The organism is Paenarthrobacter sp. NPDC091669, assembly GCF_044756725.1.
GTDB classification, from domain to species: domain Bacteria; phylum Actinomycetota; class Actinomycetes; order Actinomycetales; family Micrococcaceae; genus Arthrobacter; species Arthrobacter bambusae_C.
The window spans coordinates 192,616-214,975 of the sequence record NZ_JBIVTK010000006.1; the positions used below are offsets into that span (position 1 = coordinate 192,616).

22 protein-coding genes are annotated in these 22,360 nt (G+C 63.5%); 9 read left to right on the forward strand and 13 right to left on the reverse strand.

Going from position 1 to position 22,360, the window contains the following annotated elements; all coding sequences use genetic code 11:
• Positions 1-14: 14 nt before the first annotated feature.
• Positions 15-629, forward strand: a complete 615-nt coding sequence (locus ACIQLI_RS12070; RefSeq protein ID WP_400388562.1) for a rhomboid family intramembrane serine protease — start codon at positions 15-17, stop codon at positions 627-629.
• A gap of 87 nt (positions 630-716) precedes the next feature.
• Here ACIQLI_RS12070 and greA read toward each other — a convergent pair whose 3' ends face one another.
• Both greA and ACIQLI_RS12080 read right to left on the reverse strand, forming a co-directional pair.
• Complete coding sequence (gene greA / locus ACIQLI_RS12075) at positions 717-1,211, reverse strand: transcription elongation factor GreA (RefSeq protein WP_024820099.1); 495 nt, start codon at positions 1,209-1,211, stop codon at positions 717-719.
• Positions 1,212-1,363: 152 nt separating this feature from the next.
• Positions 1,364-1,822, reverse strand: a complete 459-nt coding sequence (locus ACIQLI_RS12080; protein WP_089594166.1) for a DUF4307 domain-containing protein — start codon at positions 1,820-1,822, stop codon at positions 1,364-1,366.
• A gap of 74 nt (positions 1,823-1,896) precedes the next feature.
• On the opposite strand from ACIQLI_RS12080, the gene mca reads away from it, so the two are divergent.
• From mca to ACIQLI_RS12095, 3 genes are all read left to right on the forward strand, one after another.
• Entirely contained in the window at positions 1,897-2,802 is a 906-nt protein-coding gene (mca, locus tag ACIQLI_RS12085) for a mycothiol conjugate amidase Mca (RefSeq protein ID WP_354230042.1), read from the forward strand.
• A 103-nt stretch (positions 2,803-2,905) separates the two neighbouring features.
• Positions 2,906-3,247: a hypothetical protein gene (locus tag ACIQLI_RS12090; protein WP_354230040.1), complete on the forward strand. Its 342-nt coding sequence runs from the start codon at positions 2,906-2,908 to the stop codon at positions 3,245-3,247.
• Positions 3,225-5,381, forward strand: a complete 2,157-nt coding sequence (locus ACIQLI_RS12095; protein ID WP_400388567.1) for a thioredoxin domain-containing protein — start codon at positions 3,225-3,227, stop codon at positions 5,379-5,381. Before ACIQLI_RS12090 ends, ACIQLI_RS12095 begins: the two co-directional genes overlap by 23 nt.
• Before the next feature lie 16 nt (positions 5,382-5,397).
• Here the strand turns inward: ACIQLI_RS12095 and ACIQLI_RS12100 are convergent, their stop codons facing one another.
• On the reverse strand, positions 5,398-6,039 hold the full coding sequence (locus ACIQLI_RS12100; protein ID WP_400388570.1) for a hemolysin III family protein: 642 nt from the start codon (positions 6,037-6,039) through the stop codon (positions 5,398-5,400).
• Positions 6,040-6,147: 108 nt separating this feature from the next.
• Here ACIQLI_RS12100 and ACIQLI_RS12105 point away from each other — a divergent pair, with 108 nt between their 5' ends.
• Both ACIQLI_RS12105 and ACIQLI_RS12110 read left to right on the forward strand, forming a co-directional pair.
• Positions 6,148-6,954: an isoprenyl transferase gene (locus tag ACIQLI_RS12105; RefSeq protein ID WP_354230035.1), complete on the forward strand. Its 807-nt coding sequence runs from the start codon at positions 6,148-6,150 to the stop codon at positions 6,952-6,954.
• 41 nt (positions 6,955-6,995) lie between these two features.
• Positions 6,996-8,585: a PhoH family protein gene (locus ACIQLI_RS12110; RefSeq protein WP_400388573.1), complete on the forward strand. Its 1,590-nt coding sequence runs from the start codon at positions 6,996-6,998 to the stop codon at positions 8,583-8,585.
• Positions 8,586-8,689: 104 nt separating this feature from the next.
• Here ACIQLI_RS12110 and ACIQLI_RS12115 read toward each other — a convergent pair whose 3' ends face one another.
• Both ACIQLI_RS12115 and ACIQLI_RS12120 read right to left on the reverse strand, forming a co-directional pair.
• Complete coding sequence (locus ACIQLI_RS12115; RefSeq protein ID WP_400388576.1) at positions 8,690-9,355, reverse strand: GNAT family N-acetyltransferase; 666 nt, start codon at positions 9,353-9,355, stop codon at positions 8,690-8,692.
• Positions 9,356-9,482: 127 nt separating this feature from the next.
• Positions 9,483-10,244 carry a hypothetical protein gene (locus ACIQLI_RS12120; protein WP_400388579.1) on the reverse strand — a complete coding sequence of 254 codons (762 nt, stop codon included), beginning with the start codon at positions 10,242-10,244 and terminating at the stop codon, positions 9,483-9,485.
• 61 nt (positions 10,245-10,305) lie between these two features.
• On the opposite strand from ACIQLI_RS12120, the gene ACIQLI_RS12125 reads away from it, so the two are divergent.
• Positions 10,306-10,857, forward strand: a complete 552-nt coding sequence (locus ACIQLI_RS12125; RefSeq protein WP_354230027.1) for an A24 family peptidase — start codon at positions 10,306-10,308, stop codon at positions 10,855-10,857.
• 194 nt (positions 10,858-11,051) lie between these two features.
• On the forward strand, positions 11,052-11,528 hold the full coding sequence (locus ACIQLI_RS12130; RefSeq protein ID WP_400388582.1) for an NUDIX hydrolase: 477 nt from the start codon (positions 11,052-11,054) through the stop codon (positions 11,526-11,528).
• Positions 11,529-11,530: 2 nt separating this feature from the next.
• On the opposite strand, the gene ACIQLI_RS12135 is transcribed toward ACIQLI_RS12130, so the two are convergent.
• The 5 genes from ACIQLI_RS12135 to ACIQLI_RS12155 form a co-directional block, all read right to left on the reverse strand.
• Complete coding sequence (locus ACIQLI_RS12135) at positions 11,531-13,207, reverse strand: MDR family MFS transporter (RefSeq protein WP_400388585.1); 1,677 nt, start codon at positions 13,205-13,207, stop codon at positions 11,531-11,533.
• A complete protein-coding gene (locus ACIQLI_RS12140) occupies positions 13,204-13,890 on the reverse strand; it encodes a TetR/AcrR family transcriptional regulator (protein WP_400388588.1) in 687 nt (228 codons plus the stop codon). The genes ACIQLI_RS12135 and ACIQLI_RS12140 overlap by 4 nt, the downstream gene beginning before the upstream one ends.
• Positions 13,891-14,076: 186 nt before the next feature.
• The gene (locus tag ACIQLI_RS12145; protein ID WP_400388591.1) at positions 14,077-15,504 is read right to left on the reverse strand and encodes a class II fumarate hydratase; all 1,428 of its coding nucleotides are present in this window, start codon (positions 15,502-15,504) and stop codon (positions 14,077-14,079) included.
• 87 nt (positions 15,505-15,591) lie between these two features.
• A complete protein-coding gene (locus ACIQLI_RS12150; protein WP_011774029.1) occupies positions 15,592-16,206 on the reverse strand; it encodes a carbonic anhydrase in 615 nt (204 codons plus the stop codon).
• Between the two features lie 51 nt (positions 16,207-16,257).
• A complete protein-coding gene (locus ACIQLI_RS12155; RefSeq protein WP_400388593.1) occupies positions 16,258-16,968 on the reverse strand; it encodes a DUF4245 domain-containing protein in 711 nt (236 codons plus the stop codon).
• 200 nt (positions 16,969-17,168) lie between these two features.
• Here ACIQLI_RS12155 and glpX point away from each other — a divergent pair, with 200 nt between their 5' ends.
• The gene (glpX, locus tag ACIQLI_RS12160; RefSeq protein WP_017198677.1) at positions 17,169-18,191 is read left to right on the forward strand and encodes a class II fructose-bisphosphatase; all 1,023 of its coding nucleotides are present in this window, start codon (positions 17,169-17,171) and stop codon (positions 18,189-18,191) included.
• Between the two features lie 293 nt (positions 18,192-18,484).
• Here the strand turns inward: glpX and ACIQLI_RS12165 are convergent, their stop codons facing one another.
• From ACIQLI_RS12165 to ACIQLI_RS12175, 3 genes are read right to left on the reverse strand one after another with little or no spacing between them, the layout of a single operon-like run.
• The gene (locus tag ACIQLI_RS12165; protein ID WP_400388597.1) at positions 18,485-19,420 is read right to left on the reverse strand and encodes a lipid II:glycine glycyltransferase FemX; all 936 of its coding nucleotides are present in this window, start codon (positions 19,418-19,420) and stop codon (positions 18,485-18,487) included.
• Positions 19,421-19,423: 3 nt separating this feature from the next.
• Positions 19,424-20,674, reverse strand: a complete 1,251-nt coding sequence (manA, locus tag ACIQLI_RS12170) for a mannose-6-phosphate isomerase, class I (RefSeq protein WP_400388600.1) — start codon at positions 20,672-20,674, stop codon at positions 19,424-19,426.
• A 53-nt stretch (positions 20,675-20,727) separates the two neighbouring features.
• A complete protein-coding gene (locus ACIQLI_RS12175) occupies positions 20,728-22,344 on the reverse strand; it encodes an LCP family protein (protein ID WP_400388603.1) in 1,617 nt (538 codons plus the stop codon).
• Positions 22,345-22,360 lie beyond the last annotated feature (16 nt).

Here is a 22,360-nt window from a genome sequence, read left to right on the forward strand (position 1 = left end):
CGGGAGGAGCACCCATGGTGCTGGGAATGCCTGAAGGATCCAAAGAAGCGGACCGGGAGTCGCTGGCCGGCCGGGCGAAGGGTGGCCTGCTGTTCATGGGCGGCTTCGTCATCCTGCTTTATGTCATTGAGATCCTCAACACCCTGATGCGCCACGGCTTGAACTTCACCTTCGGCCTTCGCCCCCGCTCCATGGATGGTGTGCTGGACATCCTGACGTTCCCGCTGTTGCACGCGAACTTCAACCACTTGCTCTCCAATACGCTGCCCCTGATCATCTTCGGTTTCCTGGTGTTCCTGTCCGGCCTCCGTGTTTTTATCACGGCGCTGGCCTTCAGCTGGCTGGGCTCCGGGCTCGCTGTGTGGCTCATCGGCGGGGGAGGGGTGACGGTGGGAGCATCCGGGTTGGTGTTCGGATTCTTCGCGTTCCTGCTGGTCCGTGGATTCTTCAACCGGAACTGGTGGCAAATCCTGCTCTCCATGGTGCTGTTCATGGCCTATGGCAGCATTCTCTTCGGTGTGCTGCCCACAGTGATGGGCTACGTGTCCTGGCAGGCGCATCTCGGCGGAGCCGTAGGCGGCATCATCGCGGCCGTCCTGTTACGTCCCAAGTCCACGCTGGCGGCCTGACCCCCACCAGCCTCGCACCAAAAAACGCCGGCCCGCCCCGCGAAGGGGTGGGCCGGCGTCGTGTATTTCGGGCCGGTGAGCCGCTGGTTAGGCGACGTACGGCTTGGCGGAGACGATCTCCACCGGAATTTCCTTGCCGTTGGGGGCGACGTAGCTCAGGCTGTCGCCTTCCTTGTGGCCGATGATGGCGGCACCCAGGGGTGACTTCTCGCTGAAGACGTCCAGGTCCGAGTCCCCGGCGATTTCGCGGGAGCCCAGCAGGAACGTCTCTTCGTCACCGGCGATGCGGGCAACAACCAGCATTCCAGGCTCGACGATTCCGTCGTCGGCAGGGGCTTCGCCAACATGGGCATCGCGAAGCAGCGCGGTGAGCTGGCGGATGCGGGCCTCGATCTTGCCCTGCTCTTCCTTGGCTGCGTGGTAGCCGCCGTTTTCCTTCAGGTCGCCTTCCTGGCGGGCAGCTTCGATCTTCTGGACGATTTCCGCCCGGCCAGCGCCGGAAAGGTGGTCCAGCTCAGCCTGCAAGCGGTCGAAAGCTTCCTGGGTGAGCCAAGCCGCAGTGGCGCTATTGGTGGTAGACACGGATTTCTCCTCTAGATCTGACAATGCAAAAGACCCCGCCGAGGTGGCCACTCGTGGAACTCAGTAACCAACTTAACGGGGTGAAGGTTTCATCCATTGTAGTAAATCCTCTGGACGAACCCAAACCGGTTGAGGTATGGGTCACACGAATGTTATTTACCGCTGTCCGTGATCCAGCAGTTGTCCACCACTCCTGAAACAGCCGGTGACTCGGTACGCAGGACCGTGCGCTGGACGGTGGTGCTGCCGCCGTCGGGGTCGTCCTGGGGATCGTTGGGGCCGACTTCCACTACCTTCCAGCCCACTACCGCGAACTTGGAGTCCAGCGCCTTGATGGCGCATTTGGCTGTGGCTCCGGGATATTTGGTGACCTGGTAGTCCACCTCTGCCTGGGTGCCGTCCACTGTGCTGTACCCGATGTCCTTGAAGGTGACAGGGGCCTGTGCGGAACCGGTGGCTACATAAGCAGCGAACCCAATCCCGATGACCAAAGCGCCGATGACGATGTTCCGCTTGGTTTTGCGGGTCATGGCGCGCTTTTGACCGCCGTAGCGATTGGCTAGGCTGGTGCTTGCCGGTACTTGGGTGGCCGATAGGTCCTCTGAAGTCACCCGTCCAGTTTAGTGCCGATCCCGGCGCCCCATCACCGCCCACACAGCTTGATCCATGAAAGAGGAGCCGTCACGTGACAGCGTCCAGCAGTTCCGACCAGCAGCTGCGGCTGCTCGCCGTCCACGCCCACCCGGATGATGAGTCCAGCAAGGGCGCGGCCACCATGGCAATGTACGCCGCCGCGGGAGTAGACGTGATGGTCGCTACGTGCACTGACGGCTCACGCGGTGACATCCAGAACCCGGCCATGGAAGACGCGCCCCACCCCAAACGCGATATGGCCGGTGCCCGGCGGCTGGAGATGGCGAATGCGGCTGCCGTCCTGGGAATCCAGCAGCGGTGGCTGGGCTTCGTGGATTCGGGCCTTCCGGAAGGTGATCCACTCCCGCCGCTGCCGCCGGCATGCTTTGCCCTCCAGCCCCTGGAACGCGCCACGGCGCCCCTGGTCCGGCTGGTCCGCAGTTTCAAGCCGCACGTGATTCTGAGCTACGACGAAAACGGAGGCTACCCGCACCCGGACCACATCATGGCCCACAAGGTGGCGGTGGAAGCCTTTGATGCCGCCGGTGACCCGGACCGTTACCCGGGCATGGGGGAGCCGTGGGCCCCGAGCAAGCTCTACTACGACCGTGCTTTCAGTCCGGAACGGTTCCGGGCGCTGCACTTTGCGTTGGAAGAGGCGGGATTGCAGTCTCCCTACGCTGAGCGGCTTGCCGCGTGGCTGGAAGCCGATGCCGAGGGCCATACTCCCGTTCCCCCGGGACACCAGACAACCACCCAGGTGGATTGCGGCGACTTCTTCGAGGCGCGCGACGACGCACTCCGGGCACACCGCACACAGATCGATCCCCTCGGGTTCTTCTTCGCAGTATCCCCGGATCTGCAGCGCACGGCGTGGCCGTGGGAGGACTACACCCTCATCAAGTCCACTGTCCCGTCCGAGCTGCCGGAGAAGGACCTGTTCGCGGGGATAAGATAGGAACTCCGGCAGTTTCTATCGCCCGTAGAAATTGCCGTCAGGCCAACCAGCTTCCGGCTACGCTGCCTGTCGGCATGCATCAGCTCCCATAGAAGGTTTGAACGTGCACCACTTGATTCTCGCCCTGACCGTCACCCCGTCGCCCAACCCCTCGGGCACGCTGCGGCCCGGCCTGTCCGAGGACCAGGTGACGCCCGGTACGTGGGGCTTTGTCCTCACGGCCTTCATCGTCATCCTGACCACGTTCCTCATTGTGGACATGGTTCGACGCATCCGACGCGTCCGGTACCGGGCGCAAGTGGAGGAAGCACGCTTGGCGGCTGAGGAAGGCCAGGCTGCGGACAGCCAGGCTGCGGAGGCCGGCGGCACTCCCGGAGCCCCTGACGCACCGTTCGCAGGCGGCGCCTCGGATGAGAACGACGATGCCGGTCCCCGGACCCGCTGAAGCCACCGGTAACGGTTCGCCCTGGGCCAGCAACGCCCTGGGCTCGGAACCTTCTGCCTATTTGCGGCAGCACGCGGACAACCCCGTTCACTGGCGTCCGTTCGGCGACGAAGCTTTTGCTTTCGCCGCCGAACGTGATGTCCCGGTCTTCCTTTCCATCGGCTACGCGGCATGCCATTGGTGCCACGTCATGGCCCACGAGTCTTTTGAAGACCCGGAAACCGCCGGTTACCTCAATGCCCACTTCGTCCCGGTGAAGGTGGACCGGGAGGAGCGTCCGGACGTCGATTCCGTCTACATGGCCGCAACGCAGGCCATCAGCGGTGAGGGCGGCTGGCCGATGTCCGTCTTCCTCACACCTGACGGACTCGCTTTTCATGCGGGAACCTATTTCCCGCCCGTTCCGCTGCCGGGCAGGCCGTCCTTCCGCAACGTTCTTGAAGCCGTCCATGAAGCCTGGATGGAGCGTCGCGATGGGGTGGAGCAGAACGCCCGGGGTCTTGCGGCCAGCATGGCCGACGGGCAACTGTCCGCGGCGGTGCGGCTGGACGAACCGCCCTGGTTGCTGGATGCTTCCCTCCTTCCGGACGCCGTGGCGCTGCTGGCCCGCTCTGAAGACCCCGACGCCGGTGGGTTCGGCAACGCGCCCAAGTTCCCGCCGTCGGCCGTTCTGGAATTCCTCATCAGGCACGCGGCTGTGCCTTCCGATACCGCTGACGCCGCCAAGGATATGGCTGGACGAGCCTTGGCGGGCATGGCGCGCTCGGCCCTGCGCGACCAGCTCGACGGCGGATTCGCCCGCTACTCGGTGACGGGGGACTGGTCCGTCCCGCACTTCGAGAAGATGCTTTACGACAATGCCCAACTGCTCCGTGTCTATGCGCACTGGGTGCGGTTGGGGGGCAACGAGGTCTATTCAGCCGACGAAGCGGCGGCTGTGGCGTCACGATGCGCAGACTGGATGCTGGAGTCGCTGAGGCTGCCAGACGGCGCTTTGGCTTCCTCCCTGGACGCCGACACCGTATTTGACGGCGTTCATCACGAGGGAGCCACGTATCTGTGGTCTGTGGAATCCTTGGCCGACGCCCTGGGCGCGGATGACGCCGTGCAGGTGGCGCGCATGATGAACATTGGCCCTGAAGGGACAGTCTCGGAGTTTGGCTCGCCGCTCCACCCCGCGCGGAAGCTGTCCGACGCCGATCGGCGGCTTTGGGAGCGTGTGGCGCCGGTGTTGCTCACTACGCGCAACCTCAGGAACCAGCCAGCCAGGGATGACAAGGTGGTGGCCGGCTGGAACGGACTCGCTGTAGCCGGACTCGCCGAGGCGGGTGCCATTCTGGGCCGCCCGGACCTGGTGTCGGCGGCGGAGAACATGGCCGGGTACCTCGCCACCGTCCACTGGGACGGTGAATCGAAGACGTTGATCCGCGTTTCCCACGACTCCCGGGCACGTGGAATTGGCGGTCTGCTGGAGGACTATGCGTTCTGCGCTGACGGCTTCCTGGCCCTCTATGCGGTGACGGGAACCAAGCGCTGGTACCTGCTCGCGGAGGAGCTCCTGCTCGCTGCGTGCACTCGTTTCGTGGAGAGCGGACAGCTTGCGGACTCGACGGGGGAGTCCGCGCAGGTCTTCAACGCCCAAGGTCAACGCGTGGGACTGGACCCGTTCGACAACGCCACGCCCAGCGGTGCCGCGGGGTTTGCCGGCGCTCTCCTGTCCTATGCCGCCTATTCCGGATCCCACGGGCACCGGCTCATGGCGGGCAACATCCTGGGCCTGCTCCCGGCCATCGCCAGCCGTGCACCGCGCGTGGCCGGCTGGCTCCTGGCCACCGCGCAAGCCGCACTCGCCGGGCCGGTGGAGGCCGCCGTCGCCGGACCTGATTCCCCGCTGAAGCGCGAACTGCACCACGCGCTGTTGACGTCTCCCAGCCCCGGGCTGGTGGTCGCTGTGCAGAAGGACGACGGCGGGGCCCCCGCTGGGGATCCGGACGTGCCGCTGCTTCTTCACCGGTCGGGCACGCCGGACGGCTTGCCGCAGGTTTACCTGTGCAGGGACATGGTGTGCGAAAGGCCTCTGGGGGAGGCCGCTGCTGTCCGGGCCCGTTTGGCGGCCATGGGATCAGGCGACTGAGCGGGTCCCTACCGGTTTAGCTCAACACGGCCAACATGATGGCGATGAAGTGGGCCGCGAAGGCCAGCACCGTGAAGGCGTGAAACAGTTCGTGGAAGCCGAAGTGCTTGACGCTGAAGTTGGGCTTCTTGATGGCGTAAAACACCGCGCCGGCGATATACAGGGCGCCGCCCACGCAGATCAGGATCGCGGCAGGGGCGTTGGCCGTGAAGAACTGCGGCAAATAGAACAACGCTCCGCAGCCCAGGGCGATGTAGACGGGAACATACAGCCAGCGCGGTGCGTGCGTCCATAGAATCCTGAAGAGCACCCCGACGATCGCCCCGGACCAGACAAGCCACAGCAAAGTGACGGCCTCGGAACGCTCCAGCAGCGACCAGGCCAGCGGGGTGTAACTGCCGGCAATGACCAACATGATGTTCGTGTGGTCCAGCCGCTTGAGGACCATGCGGACTTTGGGGGACCAGTTTCCCCGGTGGTACACGGCACTGACGCCGAACAGGAGGAAGCCGGTCAGGGCATAAATGGCGGACGTGATTTTGCGGTCCGGTGTCGGGGCAATGGTCACCAGCAGGATCCCCGCAGCGAGAGCAAAGGGGGCCGCTACAGCATGGATCCACCCGCGCCAGACGGGCTTGGTTTCGAGGAGCTCAGCCATGGTTAAACCATAACTTACGTTTCGGTAAGTTACCGCAGGGTAACAATGGGCCGAGGTATTTTTCACCCCTGACTGCACCGGCTCGCCAGCTGGGGAAGGTAGCCTAGGATGTGCGTCGTCGTCGTACAAGCAAGGAAGTCAGGTGAGAGTCCGGTGGAGCTGCCCGGTTTCCTCTATGGCTTCTATGAGCGCAAACTCCTGCGCTCCCTCAAGCAGGACCAGATCCCACGGCATATCGGTGTCATGGTGGACGGCAACCGTCGGTGGGCGCGCCAGTTCAACGCACCCACCAGCCAGGGACATCAGGCCGGTGCAGACAAAATCCACGAGTTCCTCGGCTGGTGCCAGGAACTGGGCGTCAAAGTAGTGACGCTCTACATGCTTTCCACGGACAACATGAACCGTTCCGGTGAAGAGTTGGACCTCCTCATGGGCATCATCGCCAACACCATGGACCGCCTTGATGAAGACGAGGACGTCTCCGTCCACGCCATGGGCGCTCCCGAGCTCCTGCCGGACTACCTGGCCGAACGCCTCAACAAACTGACAGCCCGCACTCCGGTCCACGAAAAGATCCATGTCAATGTCGCCGTGGGCTACGGCGGCCGCCGCGAAATAGTCGACGCCGTCCGGGAACTCCTGCACGATGCTGCCGCCAACGGCCGGAAGATGACCGACGTCGCAGATGAACTTTCGGTGGACGACATCTCCCGGTTCCTTTACACCCGTGGCCAGCCTGATCCTGACCTGGTCATCCGCACGTCAGGCGAGCAACGGCTCTCCGGTTTCCTGATGTGGCAAAGCGCTTACAGCGAGTTCTACTTCTGCGAGGCACTCTGGCCTGCGTTCCGTAAGGTCGATTTCCTGCGGGCCCTCAGGGATTATGCCGGGCGCCAGCGCCGCTACGGAGCCTAGGCGGTCCGGTTCATCAAAAATTAACGAACCGGACATGCGACTTGCCGGGCTCGGGTTGCGGAAATGAATGTGTCCGGGATTACGTTAATCACATCAGCAGGCAAAACCGCCCGCTGATCGGGGAGGCCAGTACATGGAGCGGATCATCGCACCAGTTACATGGGAGGCCACGCCCGGCCTTCCGGCCGAGCCGCTTCACCATTAGGCCGGGCGAACTGCCCGGGGCTGGAGTCGATGTGGCTATTTCTGAGCAACTGCCCGCAATGGTTTCCGACGGGGAAAGTGCAGCTACCTCTCGCGCCAAGCGGGTCCCACAAACAGCGCGGACCAAAAAGTCCGTCACAGGCCGGAGCTACGTGATCGACACCTCCGTCCTGCTGTCCGACCCCCACGCATTGCTGCGATTCGCTGAACACGAAGTCATCGTCCCCATCGTGGTCATCAGCGAACTGGAAGGAAAACGCCACGATCCCGAACTCGGATACTTCGCCCGCAAAGCACTGCGGCTCCTGGACGATCTGAGGATCGAACACGGCGGCCTCGACCAGTCCATTCCCATCGGGAAGGACGGCGGAATGCTGCGGGTGGAAATGAACCATATTTCCCCCGAGGTGCTGCCGGCAGGATTCCGCGGAGGCGACAACGACAGCCGCATCCTGGCTGTAGCCAAGAACCTGGCCAACGAAGGCCACAACGTCACCGTGGTCTCCAAAGACCTCCCCATGCGCGTCAAAGCATCCGCCATGGGACTTCAAGCCGACGAGTACCGCAACGAACTCGTCAAGGACTCCGGCTGGACCGGGATGGCCGAGGTCGAAGCCAACGACGACGAAATCACCACCCTATACGGCCACGAACCGGTCTTCATCCCCGCTGCCGCTGAACTCCCCGTCAACACCGGACTGGTCCTTCTCTCCAACCGAGGATCCGCGCTGGGCAGGGTAGGGGCGGACAAACAAGTCCGCCTTGTCAAGGGTGACCGCGACGTCTTCGGGCTCCACGGACGATCGGCCGAGCAACGGCTTGCCATTGACATGCTCATGGACCCCGCCGTAGGAATCGTCTCCATCGGTGGGCGTGCGGGTACCGGCAAGTCCGCGCTGGCCCTCTGTGCGGGCCTGGAAGCCGTCCTGGAACGCCGTGAGCACCGTAAAGTGGTGGTCTTCCGCCCCCTGTACGCCGTAGGCGGCCAGGAGCTCGGCTACCTCCCCGGCTCTGAGTCCGAAAAAATGAACCCCTGGGCCCAGGCGGTGTTCGACACCTTGGGCGCCTTGGTGAGCCAGGAAGTTGTTGAGGAAGTCATGGACCGGGGCATGCTCGAAGTCCTGCCACTGACCCACATCCGTGGACGTTCCCTGCACGACGCCTTCGTGATCGTGGACGAAGCACAGTCCCTCGAGAAGAACGTCCTCCTGACCGTTATGAGCCGTATCGGGCAGAACTCCAAGATCGTCCTCACCCACGACGTCGCGCAGCGCGACAACCTCCGGGTAGGGCGGCACGACGGCGTTGCGGCCGTCGTCGAGACACTCAAGGGACACCCGCTGTTCGGGCACATCACGCTGACCCGTTCTGAGCGGTCGCCGATTGCAGCGCTGGTGACGGAATTGCTCGAAGGGGCTGAAATCTAACCCCATCGACGCCGTGCCCGCCTAGGGCGAAGGCCAGACATCCTCTGCGTGCTAGCTCGTTCCTCGCTTTTGACGCACGCTGCCGGATGCCTGGCCTTCGCCTTTCAGTCACCCGCCGGAAGTTGTCCGATTCCGAGGTAGGAGGAGAAGGCTTCGTGGCCTTGGACTTTGAGGGTCCAGTCCGGGCGTTTGAAGGTGGTTGGGGTGAGGCGGACTTTTTGGACTTCCTCGACGGTGTCTCCCCAGCCCTCGCGGAAGATGCCGTTGGGCTCGTAACCGAGGCTGGTGGAGACGCCCAGCGACTGCTGGTTCCATGAGGCGGCCTCTGACTCGGCTACTTCGGCACCCAGGTAATCAAAGGCATAGCTGACGACGGCGGCACGCATCTCCTTGCCGAACCCCTGCCCTTGGGCGGACTGCTTGAGCCAGGAGCCAGTGCCTACTGTTTTCAAAGTGTTGAAGTTCTTGGCGCCGACGTCCTGGACGCCGAGGAACTCGTTGTCATTCCATACCGCCAGGAGGAGGGTCCAGGATTTCTTGGTGAAGTTGGCACGGCAGCGCCAGTACCACTGGGCCATATTGGGAGCGAGTTCGTGGTCCGGAAGGTCGGTCCACGGGGTGCTGAACGGGCTCTTGCCGGGTTCGTGGACACCGGACCGCGCCGCGGCGACGGCGGCCGGGATGTCGTCGTCGAAAACTGGACGGATGCTCAACCTCGGGGTGGTGAGGGTGAGTCCGAACGGGGGCCAGATGTCTGCCAGCGATGTCATCGCCGTAGCTTAGCCCGGCGGCGGGAGCCGCGCGAGTCACATCGAAGGAAGCTCGCCGAGGGGCTGGATCTCGGAGCTTGGCACTCCCGATACTGCCGGGAGCTCACTCCTCGGCGGCGGGCGCTGTTCAGGCGGCCGGGCCGATGTCCCACGGGATGTGGCGGCGTACGTCCGTGAGGTTCATGGACTCAGCCAGGAACAGGTCATCCAGCATGTACTCGTCCACGGCCAGGATCTTCAGCCAATGTCCCTTTCCGGAAGAGTCCCCATCCAGGCTTTGGCTGGCAACGCAAACCCCTGTGCCGGCGTCGATCCTGATCAACGTTCGTCCGGTGTGGGCCAAAGGCTCGGCAGGATCCGAGGGAACATAGGTCCGGCTGCGGGTCACGATGGTTTCCAACGCGAGGCGGCCCTCATGGTCCACTTCCCGGGGTTCCTCCAAGAAGACGGGGTTTGTGTCCGGGAATTCAAGGGGAACCGGTGCGTTCCCTGCCAGTTCCACGGGATCGAGGGCGGCAGCAAGGCGGCCGTTGCCGAAGGAGGGCTCACCGTAGGCGGCCTCCGGGCGACGCCTGACCAGTCCGGCGTCGTCGTAAACGGGCGTCACCAGATGGGCCGGAAGCAACCATGAACGGCGTGTTGAGGACACATACAGATCATCCCGGGAGTCGTTGATGCCCGTGGTGCTGTGCAGCAATTGGCCGTCCGGTGTTTCCAGACGAAGAGCGCCCGGCCGCCTCAGCCATGCGCGGACCATGGTGGCGCCCGTGCCGGGCCGTTCCAGGTATTCGAAGCGGAGGCTCGTCCATTTCCACGGCGAAGAACGGCAAAGATTCCGGAATGTGGAGGACAGGTCGAAACCCTGTCCTCCTGCGCTGTAGCTCCCCATATCCACAGTTTACCTAGGCGTTCAAGCGGGCCCTGCGGCCAAAGCGGGATAGCATCCGAGAGTGATCCGACGACTCTCCGACCTCTGGGACGCCAGCCCGCTGGGCTTCTGGCTGGTGATGGCCGCGTGCCTGTACTTCATGGTGATTGCGGTTCGGCTCACGGTGATAGATGTGCGGAGCCACCTGTTGCCCAACCGCATTGTGTTTCCGTCGTACGCAGTGGCAGGGGTGTTGTTGCTGGCGGCATCGATCCTGACATTTTTCGCCGATGCCGGTCCGGACCGCCACCTTTCTGCGGACCTGTTCGCTGTGCCCGGACTCCGGGTCCTCGCGGGAGGCGCTGTGCTGTGGCTCTTCTACTTCGTGTTGAGGCTCATCCACCCGCCAGGCATGGGTTTTGGTGACGTCAAGTTGGCGGGTGTGCTGGGCCTCTACTTGGGATATCTGGGGTGGAGCCACGTGTTTGCGGGGACGTTCGCCGCTTTCATTCTGGGCGGTCTGTGGAGCCTGGCCATCCTGGTGTCACGCCGCGGTACCCTGCGTTCGGCCATTCCTTTTGGTCCGTTCATGCTGGCGGGGGCAGCCGCTGCCATGGTGCTGATACCCGCATGACGCATCCCACCGTGCCAAGTGCGGCCGAACTGCAACCGTCCCCGTATTTTCGCGTTCACCGTGCTGCGGCATGCTTAGCCCAGCGAGTGTTTGGATGTGCTTGAAGGCAGCAGGAGGGCGCTGTGGGACGGATCAGCTTGACGCCCTTGCTGGATACTCGCATGCCACCATCGAATTGAAGGAAAGCTGACGCCATGGGTGCACCGGAGTTCGTGCTGAAATTGCGGGAAAAGATCGGCAACGATCCCCTCTGGCTGCCGGCCGTGCGGGGAGTGGTCTTGGACGACGAAGGCAGGGTGTTGCTGGGCCAGCGTGCCGACAACGGTCACTGGTCTCTGATCACCGGAATGTTGGAGCCGGGAGAGCACCCTGCGCCAGGGCTCGTACGGGAAATCTTCGAAGAAACAGCGATGGTGGCTGAAACTGAACGGATCATCGGCGTCGGGGTTGTGGGGCCAGTGACCTTCCCCAACGGGGACGTCTGCGACTTTCTGGACATTACCTTCCGGTGCCGATACGTATCCGGAGAAGCCCAGGTCAATGACGACGAATCACTCGCCGTGGGATGGTTCGAGCTGGACGACCTTCCGGAGATGAGCGCCGGAAACCTTGAAGCCATCAGGCTTGCCACGGAGCCCGAAGGCCCCGTGGCGTACCAAGTGGAGGGCTAGCGTTACCGACGTCCCGCATCAGCTGTGGGACGATCCTTGTCAACGTCTTCCGAAGCTTCAAACTCCGCTTCCAGTCGCGCCGTCTCCAGACGTTCGGCCTCCAGGCGGTCAGCTTCCGCACCACCCACAGCCTCACCGCGTGCCACCATTCCTGCAGTGTCGGAGAGGGGGATCTGCTTGAGTGTGATGGCCAGGATCAGGGCGATGGCAATAAACGGCACCAAGTACCAGAACACCGGCGCCAGAGAATTGGCGTAAGCATTGACGATCGCGTCCCGCAGCTGCTCAGGGAGCTGTGACAACGCCTGCGGATCCAACGTGCTGGTGGACTGCGAAGCCTGCTCGGCCGAAGCGCCGGCGCCGGTGAATGCCTCGGTCAACGATTCGGACAAGCGGTTGGTGAAGATCGCACCGAAGACGGCGACACCCAGAGATGCACCTACTTCACGGAAGTAGTTGTTGGTGCTGGTGGCCGTGCCGATCTGGTCGGCCGGAACGGAGTTCTGCACCACCAGGACGATGACCTGCATGATCAGGCCCAGGCCTGCGCCGAAGATGAAGAGCTGGACACAGATCACCCAGATGGGCGTCGACGCTGCGAGAGTGGTAAGCCACAGCATGGCCGCGATGGTCAGGGCCGCCCCGAGGATGGGGTACATCTTGTACTTGCCGGTCTTGGAAATGCGGATACCCGAGTAGATGGACGTCCCCATGAGGCCAACCATCATGGGGAGCATCAGCAGGCCCGACTCGGCCGCCGAGGTACCCGAGGACATCTGCAGGAACGTCGGGACAAAGGCGATGGCAGCGAACATGCCAAGGCCCAAGGTGAAGCCGATAGCCGTTGCATTGATGAAGATGGGGTTCTTGAACAGGCTCAGCGGAATGATGGGATCCTCGGCGCGGCGTTCTACCATGACGAACGCGAAGGCGGCCAGGACCATGCCGGCCCCAAACGCCCAGGTAAGGGGGGAGTCCCAGCCTTCGTCCTTCTTGCCACCGAAGTCGGTGAAGAAGATGAGGCACGTGGTGGCTGCGGAGAGGAAGACGACACCCAGGATGTCGATCTTCTTTTCGGCCTTCTTGTTGGGCAGGGTCAGGGTGAACCAGGCGGTGATGAACGCCGCGATGCCGATGGGGATGTTGATGTAGAAAGCCCACTCCCACGTGAGGTGGTCCACGAAGAACCCGCCCAGCAGGGGTCCGGCCACAGCGGAGAGACCGAAGATGGCGCCCAGCGGGCCCATGTACTTGCCGCGTTCCTTGGCAGGAACGATGTCAGCGATGATCGCCTGCGAGAGGATCATGAGGCCACCACCGCCCAGGCCCTGAAGGGCGCGGAAGATGACGAAGCCCCAGAAATCGGTGGCGAAGGCGCAACCCACGGACGCGAGGGTGAACAGGGCGATGGCAATGAGGAACAGGTTGCGACGCCCCAGGATGTCACCAAACTTGCCGTAGATGGGCATCACGATGGTGGTGGCAAGGAGGTAGGCGGTGGTGATCCAGGCCTGGTGCTCCACCCCGCCGAGCTTGCCCACGATGGTGGGCATGGCGGTGGAGACGATGGTCTGGTCGAGGCTGGACAGGAGCATGCCTGCGATCAGCGCCGAGAAGATGATCCAGATGCGTTTCTGGGTCAGCAACAGCGGTTCTGCTGCCTTCGAGAGTGTACTCATGCGGGGTCCTTCGAGGTTTCAAGGGGGTCGGGGCCCAATTGCTGGTTAGTGGCCAGCGGCTGGGCAAAGAGTTTCCGTGCGGCGTTGAGGTTCTGTTCGAGGATCCCGCGGTACGGGCGGGTGTTTTCCTCCGAGAAGAACTGCTGGGCTGTCTTCTTGGAGACCGCCCCGAACAACGCCGTCGCAGTCATGACTTCGGGATGCCCAGGATCCAGCCCTTCTCGGGCGGCCACCAGAGCAGCGAATTGTCGTTCCCGGGCCTCCCCTTCCAGGGTCAGGCGTGCCAGCAGTTGTGGTTCGGCCGTGATGGCAGCGATGAACTGCTGGACCTCGGTACGGCTGATGGATGAACGCTCCATCAGGGTCACGGTGAGCACATGCAGAGCTGCCAGAAGCGTCCCGGAGATGCTGTCCGGTGTGCGCGAAGGGTTCTGGTTGAACGATTCCAAGGCGTCTGCGGGCAACTCATCCGAGAAGGAGCCGATCACGGCGTCTTCTTTGGAATGGAAGTAGTTGAAGAAGGTTCGGCGCGAAATCCCCGCCGCTTCGCAGACTTCCTCAACAGTGAAACCGCTGAGGCCATGCTCAGCGGTCAGGGAACGCGCGACAGCGGTGATCGCCGTCCGCGTGGCAGCCCGCTTGCGCTCGCGGAGGCCGCCGTCGATATTTGCACTATTGCTCACAAAGTAAAGTTTTGCACTTTCGAAGAAAAAGTGCAAAAAGAGTCAGAAGTTTTTGTACAGCAGATGCCCTTGAGGGAGGGTCTTAGGGGCGTCTGCTGTACAAAAACTCCGGGTACGACGACGGCCGGTACCTTTTCCGCAAAAGGTACCGGCCGTCGTCGTGCTGTTGAGTTTTTAGACCAGGAGTCAGGCCTTGTGGGCCGGTGCCGTCATGGTGGTGACGTCCAGGGCCTTGTCGAGCTCGGCCTCAGTGACCTTGCCTTCGCCCTCGCCGACGAAGCCGAGCTTCTCGGTGGCCTGGCGGATGGTCAGGCCCTCCTTGACGGCGATCTTGGCGATCTTGGCAGCGTTTTCGTACCCGATGAACTTGTTCAGCGGGGTGACGATGGACGGGGAGGCTTCGGCCAGGAAGCGTGCACGCTCCACGTTGGCGGTGATGCCGTCGATCATCTTGTCAGCCATGACGCGGCTGGTGTTGGCCAGCAAGCGGATGGACTCCAGGAGGTTGGCGGCCATGACGGGGATGCCGACGTTGAGCTCGAAGGCGCCGTTGGTGCCGGACCAGGCGATGGCGGTGTCGTTGCCGATGACCTGGGCGCAGACCATGATGGACGCTTCGCAGATCACCGGGTTGACCTTGCCAGGCATGATCGAGGAGCCCGGCTGAAGGTCCGGAATGGCGATTTCGCCGAGACCGGTGTTGGGGCCAGAGCCCATCCAGCGGAGGTCGTTGTTGATCTTCATGAAGGAGATCGCAATGTTGCGGAGCTGGCTGGAGCCCTCGATGAGGCCGTCGCGGTTGGCCTGTGCTTCGAAGTGGTCGCGGGCCTCGGTCAGCGGCAGGCCGGTGTCGGCTGCGAGCAGTTCGATGACGCGCTCCGGGAAGCCGGCAGGGGTGTTGATGCCGGTGCCCACGGCCGTGCCGCCCAGGGGAACTTCGGCAACACGGGGGAGTGCTGCGTTGATGCGCTCGATGCCGTAGCGTACCTGCGCAGCGTAGCCGCCGAACTCCTGGCCCAGCATGACGGGCGTTGCATCCATGAGGTGGGTACGGCCGGACTTGACGACGTCCTTGAACTCCACGGCCTTGCGGTCGAGGGAAGCTGCCAGGTACTCAAGGGCCGGGATCAGGTCGTTGATCAAGGCCGACGTAGCGGCGACGTGCACGGACGTCGGGAAGACGTCGTTGGAGGACTGCGACGCGTTCACATGATCGTTCGGGTGGACAACTTTGTCGCTCCCGGCGGCTGCGAGGGCGCGCGATGCGAGCTCGGCGATGACCTCGTTGGTGTTCATGTTGGAGGAAGTGCCCGAACCGGTCTGGAAGACGTCGATGGGGAAGTCGCCGTCGTACTTGCCGGCGGCAACCTCATCGGCGGCGGCGGCGATAGCCTCGGCGAGCTCACCATCGAGCACCCCCAGTTCGGCGTTCGCCAGTGCAGCGGCCTTCTTGACTCGGGCCAGGGCCTCGATGTGGGTGCGCTCAAGCGTCTTGCCGGAGATCGGGAAGTTCTCCACAGCACGCTGCGTCTGGGCGCGGTACAGGGCGTTCACGGGGACGCGAACTTCGCCCATCGTGTCATGTTCAATACGGAACTCAGTGGTGGAAGTCATGGGGCTAGCTTAGGGCGATTGGTCGCCGCACAGAAAACCCGGAGGGGAGTGCTACGTGCTCCGGCGCCAGGGCCGGAGCACGTGCTCCTAGAGCTTGCCGATCCCGGAAACGAGGGCCGCGCGGCCCTCATCGAGCTTGTAGGACAGGCCAATGACAGCCACCCGGCCGTCGTCGATGGCGTCGGAAATCACACGCGAGCTGTCAGCCAGGCGGGCGGCGGTCTGCTTGACGTGCTCCACCACCATGTCGTTGACGTCTTCCTGGCTGTTGCGCTTGGCCGTGAGGACCGACGGCGTGATGCGCTCAACGAGGTCACGGATGAAGCCGGGGGGCATCTCGCCCGTTTCCACGGCGGCCTTGGTGGCCTTCACTGCGCCACAGCTGTCATGGCCCAGAATCACAATCAACGGAACCCGGAGTTCGCTGATGCTGTACTCCAGGGAGCCAAGCACCGCGTCGTCAATGACCTGGCCGGCGGTGCGCACAACGAAGGCGTCGCCGAGGCCCAGGTCAAAGATGATCTCGGCGGCGAGCCGTGAATCCGAGCAGCCGAAAATGACAGCGAAGGGATTCTGGTTCTCGATGAGTGAGGATCGTCGCGAAGCATCCTGGTTGGGGTGCAGGGATTCGCCGGAAACAAAACGTTCGTTGCCCTCGCGGAGACGGCGCCACGCCAGGGCTGGAGTCAGGTAAGTAGGCACGAGCCTTACTTTACGATGCCGACAGGGCAGTCCGTGAAACTGTTGCGCGGGTTAAGCGGACGGTTGCGTCGGTTGCGTCGACGCCGGGGCTGAGGCGGGCGCGCTTGCCGACGGCGCCTGCTCTGCGGACTTCACGACGGCGGCAGCGAGCGTTGCGAACTCATCCAGGCTCGCGGTGCCGCTCAAGATGATGGTGGTACCCCGGTACTCCAGGACCATGCTGCGCTTCTCCTTGCCGGAGTCCCGCAATTCCCAATCCTGGCCGCCGGCGTTGCGCGTGCCGGTGACTGGGAGGTTCTCCGTCTGCTGCAAGACCCAGGTGGGGTTGGCCTGGGTGGTCTGGGTGAGGCCGATGAAGGCCTCCTTGGGGGTCAGGAAACCAATCTCCCAAGTGGGGACGCCGCTTCCCGTGCCCGATTCCCACCGGGCGTAGTTGGGTTTGAATGTGTCGCCCGTATCCGGGGTCACCGGTGTGAATCCTGCCACACCTGTGGCATTGCGGGCGATGGCTGCCACGTCCACATCGGGCCGGAAGCCCTCGCCCTTCGGAGCCGGGTTCATCAAAACGATGGGGAGGAAAGCCAGCACGCAGACAAGCAGGGCAATGACCATGCCAATGACCGACGCGTTGGCCCGCTTGGCAGCTTTCGCCGCAATGACGGGTTTGTAGGGGGCATCCGGGATGGCCTGGGCATCGTTTTGGCTGGCCGCTGCAGCGTCGGAATGGTTCTCGGCTGCGGGCTTGTCCTGCGTTTCACTCACGTGTCCATGATCCCTTATCCCGGCAGGGAACACACATCCGGGAACCTCACCACCGGTATTGCGGGCCGTGGTCATCCAACGACTCCGGGACCACGTGGCGACTATGATCGTTGATAGAGGAACCCCGGGTTGCCCCGCGCAACCATGTCCGGTCCCGTGAATCGTCACTCGAAGAAGAGGTTCAAGTGTCTCCTGCACCAATGACCCAGCAGTATTCCACGATTTCGCCGTCGCTCGCCGTCGGCCTCGACGAACCCGACCGCAACCTTGCGCTTGAACTCGTCCGAGTCACCGAGGCCGCGGCAATTGCCGGTGGCCACTGGGTGGGATTCGGTGACAAGAATAAGGCAGACGGCGCCGCCGTCGACGCCATGCGTTCGTTCCTTCACACTGTCCACTTCAACGGCGTTGTGGTCATCGGTGAAGGCGAAAAAGATGAAGCCCCCATGCTGTTCAACGGCGAACAGGTTGGTGACGGCACCGGCCCCGAGTGCGACGTCGCCGTCGACCCCATCGACGGAACCCGCCTGACCGCCCTCGGCATCAACAACGCCCTCGCAGTGCTGGCAGTTGCTGAGCGCGGATCCATGTTTGACCCCTCCGCCGTGTTCTACATGGAGAAGCTCGTTACCGGCCCCGAAGCTGCGGACATGGTGGACCTTCGCCTGCCCGTCAAGCAGAACCTGCACCTCATCGCCAAGGCCAAGGGCGTCAAGGTCAACCAGCTCAACGTCATGATCCTGGACCGCGACCGCCACCGCCCCCTCGTGGAAGAAATCCGCGAAGCCGGTGCCCGCACCAAGTTCATCATGGACGGCGACGTCGCCGGGGCCATCGCCGCAGCCCGCTCCGGCACCGGTGTTGACGCCCTCATGGGTATCGGTGGCACCCCGGAAGGCATCGTTGCAGCGTGTGCCATCAAGTCGCTCGGTGGCGTCATCCAGGGCCGTTTGTGGCCGACGTCGGACGAAGAAAAGCAGAAGGCCATCGACGCCGGACACGACCTCGACCGCGTCTTGTCCACCAACGACCTCGTCACCTCGGACAACTGCTACTTCGCAGCCACCGGCATCACCGACGGCGACCTCCTCCACGGCGTGCGCTACCAGAAGGACCGCGTCATGACGCAGTCCATCGTGATGCGCTCCAAGTCCGGGACGGTCCGCTTTGTTGAGGCCGAGCACCACGCATCCAAGTGGGAGACGTACGCGCGCAAGCCGTAACTCCCTACGCAGTCAACAGAAGGACGGCGAGCATCGCTCGGCGGCTATCTCCTCGTACCTCGTCGATTTGATGCCGCTTTCGCGATACTCGCCGTCCTTCTCTGTGTCCGGGCGGCTTACGGTTGCCCGCGGTTTGGGGTGGGGTGTTCCTTCGCCACCTACTTTGATTGCGCAGTCCTCGGGGCGCGCCGGGAAGCAGGGTGTGTCGGGGTCAGGGCGGGCTCACAGTGGGTGGTGGCGGTACGCCTGATCGACGGCGACCGTCATCGCCGGTGACGGGGGAAGGTCCGGGCTTAGCGGAGTTTGTCGCGGAGCTTTCTGGCCAGTTGGTAGGCGCCATAGCGGAGTTTGTTGACCGGGAGGTCCCAGGTGCCGGGGTAGGAGACTTCGCGGCCGCCGAAGGACTTCTTGAACGCCGTAAACCCGGCCCACTTGTGGTCCGGCTGGTCCTCGGGCGCCACGCCCCAGAGGTCCACGTGCTTCAAGCCCTTCTCCTTGGCGTCAGCCATGAGTGTCACCAGGAGGGGGATGCCGGCGCTGAGCTTGCGGTGGGTATCGTCCAGGGCAGCGTGGGCGTAGACGCGGGTGTCAGCGGAGTCGTAAGCGAAGGCAGCAGCGATGGGTTCGCCCTCCAACTCCGCAATGAACAGTGTTCCGGCGCCGTTGGGCAGCAGCGAAGCCGCTACTTGGGTGAGGTACTCGTCGCTTTGGGGCTTGAAGCCGTTCCGGGCAGCTGTCAGGTGGAGGAAGTGCAGGAGAATCTTAATGTCTGCAGGGTCCTGGGACGCGCGGAAGGTCACGCCCTTTTTGTGGATGTTCCGGTACAGGTTCCGGTTGGTCGGCTTCATGCCGGCCAGGACGTCCTTGAAGTCGCCGTCGAGGTCCACAATCCAGCTGAGCTCAGGCTGCTGGTTGACCGGAGCGGGACGCAAGCCACGCGCGCGGAGGAGGGTGCCGGCGTCGGACGCTGTAAAACCGGCCGCTGCAGGTTCCATCCGGACGAAGACCGCGTGCTCGTCCTTGGCCAGGGTTACCAAGGCAGCCGTGGCGGCGTCGAACGCTTCAACGGACTCTGCCACTGGGCCGTAGGGGGCGTAGATGACCTTCCCAGCGGGGTTCTTCTCCTCAATGGCGAGGAAGCTCCAGCCCGGGCCGGACTGTTCGTGGACGCGGCGGCCCAGGGAACGCTGGACAGCAGCCCACGCGGGGGTTTGCAGGAAAAACTCCATGGATCAGTTCCCCAGCCCTGTGGTGACGGCAAACGCGATGCTGGTTTCCGTGGCTCCCTGGACAGGATGGACGTTCACGGGTGCCTCGAGATCCGGAATGAAGGCGGCTGCGCCGCGCTGGAGGCGGAGGTCGCTCTTGGGCGAGTCAAGCAGCACCGAACCGGAAACCACCACGACGACGGCCGGTCCGGTTTGCGCCAGGGGAACCGGTTCGGCCCCAGGGCCAAGTTCAATGCGCTGCAGCTGGAATTCCTTGAAAGGCGGGCGGTACAGTTCCTGCCCGAATTCGGTGCCACTGGCTTGGACGCGCGGCACCCCGAGGGCTTCAAACCGGACCGTCTTCAGCAATTCCGGAACGTCCACATGCTTGGGGGTGAGCCCGCCGCGAAGCACGTTGTCCGAAGAAGCCATGACTTCCACGCCCAGCCCATGAAGGTAGGCGTGAATGTTTCCTGCAGGCAGGTAAACCACCTCGCCGGGCTCCAGGGTGAGGTGGTTGAGGAGAAGCGAGATGAGGACGCCGGGATCGCCGGGGAAGGCCTCGTTGATATCCAGCATTGCCGTCAGGGCTTCCCGGTGCGGCTCCAAGGGAGCTCCGGCGGACAGGACTGCCACTACCTCGTTGATGGCGTCGGAGATGTCGCCGCCACCTTGGATAAGCCGGCTGAAAGCTGCCTTGAGGGCAGTGGGTTCTTCGGCCTGGGCGAGATCGGCGATGACGTCCTGGATGACGGACGGGATCTCCACCGCCGCTGAATCGAGGACCTGTGCCAGGTGCTCAAAGATGCTCTGCGAATCAGCAGGAGCGCGGAAACCACACAAGGCCCTGAACGGAGTGAGGGGAAAGATCATCTCCGGTTTGTGGTTGTTGTCGCGGTAGTTGCGATCCGCCGCATCGGCAGGAATCCCGGCTGCGTTCTCCCGGGCAAAGCCTTCCCGGGCCTGTTCAAGGCTGGGGTGCACCTGCAAGGACAACGGCTGTTCCGCTGCCAGCAACTTGGTGAGGAACGGCAGCCGCGGTCCGAATTCGGCCAGGCTCTCCGAACCCAGGAACCGTTGGGGGTCCGATGCGATCAGTGCGTCCAGAGGCTGGGTCACGCCGTTGGGGTGAAGGGCTGTGGAGGGGGAGTCCGGGTGGGCGCCGATCCACAGTTCGGCTTCGGGGCCACCTGATGCAGGCCGCCCCAGCAAGTCTGCGATCGCCGTCGTCGAACCCCACGCGTAGGGTCGCAAAACATTCTCAATCTGGTACACGAAAGAAAGTCCTTATCGTTGCGCTGGACGTGGGGTGGAGGGGATCTGCACGCTTACAGCGGTGCGCACTGTCCGTTGGTGGCGACGAGATCCCGGATGCCTTGCTCATCGCCCTGGGCCTTGAGGCCGTTCAGCAGTTCGATGGTGATCGGGGTACCGTCCGGTGTGGTGGTCACCGGGGTGAAATCAGCCGACGGCGAGGGAAGCTGGCTGGCGGGGAGGCGCCCTGCAACTGGTCCGGTCGCCACGATGGTGCCGGCAGCAGCGCCGTTGTGCGACACGACGGCGTCATCGGCCTTAGGGGCGTTGGACGACGCCAGGACTTCCTGGACCTTGGAGTGGATGAGGTCGAAGTCGGGCACGGTGGAGAAGGACGCGTCGAAGTCCGGAGGGCCGATGGTGAGCCGCTTGACGGGCTGGTTCTTGGACTTCAGGGCGAGGTCCACGAAGCTGCCCAGCTGGTTGGAAGAAATATTGGAATCAACAACTTTGGTCCCGGCGTTGGCGATGTCCTCGAACTTGGTCAGGAGGGTGGCCGGATCCAACTGCTTGAGCATGGCCTGCTGGACGCATTGCTGGCGGGCGATGCGGGCGTAGTCGTCCACGAATTCGCGGGAGCGGCCGTACCAGAGGGCATGGAAGCCATCCAGGTGCTGGTCACCGGCCGGGATCCAGCCGTCCGGCATGCCGTGGATCCCGTTGGCTTCATCGGTGACGGGACCACTGATGGGAACCCAGCCGCCGGCCTTGATGCGGATGCCGCCCATGGCGTCGATGAGTTTGGCGAAGCCATCCATGTCCACCAGGACGTAGGCCTGGACAGTGATTCCGAGCGTGCCGGAAACCGCCTCCAAGGTGGCCTGGGCGCCGGGATCGGCAACGCCGGGGTAGAGGTTCTGGTAGTTGTTGGTGACCTCGGTATTGACGGCATTGATGAGGCATTCGTCGCCGCAGTTGTAGCCCTCAGGGTAGATCTCACGCATGGGTGAGCCCTCGCTGAACTGGGCGTTCTGAAGGTTGCGGGGGACGGAGATGATGGCGCTCTCGCCGGTCTTGGCGTCCACACTGATGACGGAGAGGCTGTCCGGGCGGCGGCCCGTCCTGTCATCCCCGGCGTCGCCACCCATCATGAGGAAGTTATAACGCCCGTCCACGGGATCGATCGCCGGGCCGGCGTTGAAGATACTGCCGATGGCGTTCCGGCTGACGTTCAGGACGTAGGCGATGTAACCCAGCGAGCCGCTGGCAAGCACCGTGGAGGCTGCCAGGACTACGGCAATGATGGGCCGCATCCCCGGAGCCAGCAGGGCAGGCCTGATGATCCGCAAGGTGTTGAGGAACAGATAGGCCCATCCCAGAGCCAAGGCCACGAGGACCACGATGATGAAGAGCGAACCAACCGGATGGGTAAAAATACTGAGCAACACGGTGCGGTTCACCAGCGCGATGAACAGGGTAACCAGGGCAAGAGCCCACACGGTGAGCGTGACGCGCAGCGCCAGCCGGCCAAGTTTTCGGTCCCCGGCAACAATCTGGGCGCTGCCGGGGATGAAGAGCGTGAGGAGCACCAGCACGAAGGCGCGTTTGGTCCGCACCGGGGCGCTGGCCCCGGACGGATAGCGGACGGGATCAGTCAGGGCGGAACCGGGCTGATTCGAAGTCTTGTGCATGGTAGTCAACCGCTGC

Excerpts from the sequence above, each read along its gene's own strand:
- ACIQLI_RS12070 (WP_400388562.1), top strand. The coding sequence starts at position 15 with ATGGTGCTGGGAATGCCTGAAGGATCCAAAGAAGCGGACCGGGAGTCG.
- ACIQLI_RS12095 (WP_400388567.1), top strand. The coding sequence starts at position 3,225 with ATGCCGGTCCCCGGACCCGCTGAAGCCACCGGTAACGGTTCGCCCTGG.
- ACIQLI_RS12100 (WP_400388570.1), bottom strand. The coding sequence starts at position 6,039 with ATGGCTGAGCTCCTCGAAACCAAGCCCGTCTGGCGCGGGTGGATCCAT.
- ACIQLI_RS12105 (WP_354230035.1), top strand. The coding sequence starts at position 6,148 with ATGTGCGTCGTCGTCGTACAAGCAAGGAAGTCAGGTGAGAGTCCGGTG.
- ACIQLI_RS12115 (WP_400388576.1), bottom strand. The coding sequence starts at position 9,355 with ATGACATCGCTGGCAGACATCTGGCCCCCGTTCGGACTCACCCTCACC.
- ACIQLI_RS12120 (WP_400388579.1), bottom strand. The coding sequence starts at position 10,244 with ATGGGGAGCTACAGCGCAGGAGGACAGGGTTTCGACCTGTCCTCCACA.
- ACIQLI_RS12130 (WP_400388582.1), top strand. The coding sequence starts at position 11,052 with ATGGGTGCACCGGAGTTCGTGCTGAAATTGCGGGAAAAGATCGGCAAC.
- ACIQLI_RS12135 (WP_400388585.1), bottom strand. The coding sequence starts at position 13,207 with ATGAGTACACTCTCGAAGGCAGCAGAACCGCTGTTGCTGACCCAGAAA.
- ACIQLI_RS12145 (WP_400388591.1), bottom strand. The coding sequence starts at position 15,504 with ATGACTTCCACCACTGAGTTCCGTATTGAACATGACACGATGGGCGAA.
- glpX (WP_017198677.1), top strand. The coding sequence starts at position 17,169 with ATGACCCAGCAGTATTCCACGATTTCGCCGTCGCTCGCCGTCGGCCTC.
- ACIQLI_RS12165 (WP_400388597.1), bottom strand. The coding sequence starts at position 19,420 with ATGGAGTTTTTCCTGCAAACCCCCGCGTGGGCTGCTGTCCAGCGTTCC.
- ACIQLI_RS12175 (WP_400388603.1), bottom strand. The coding sequence starts at position 22,344 with ATGCACAAGACTTCGAATCAGCCCGGTTCCGCCCTGACTGATCCCGTC.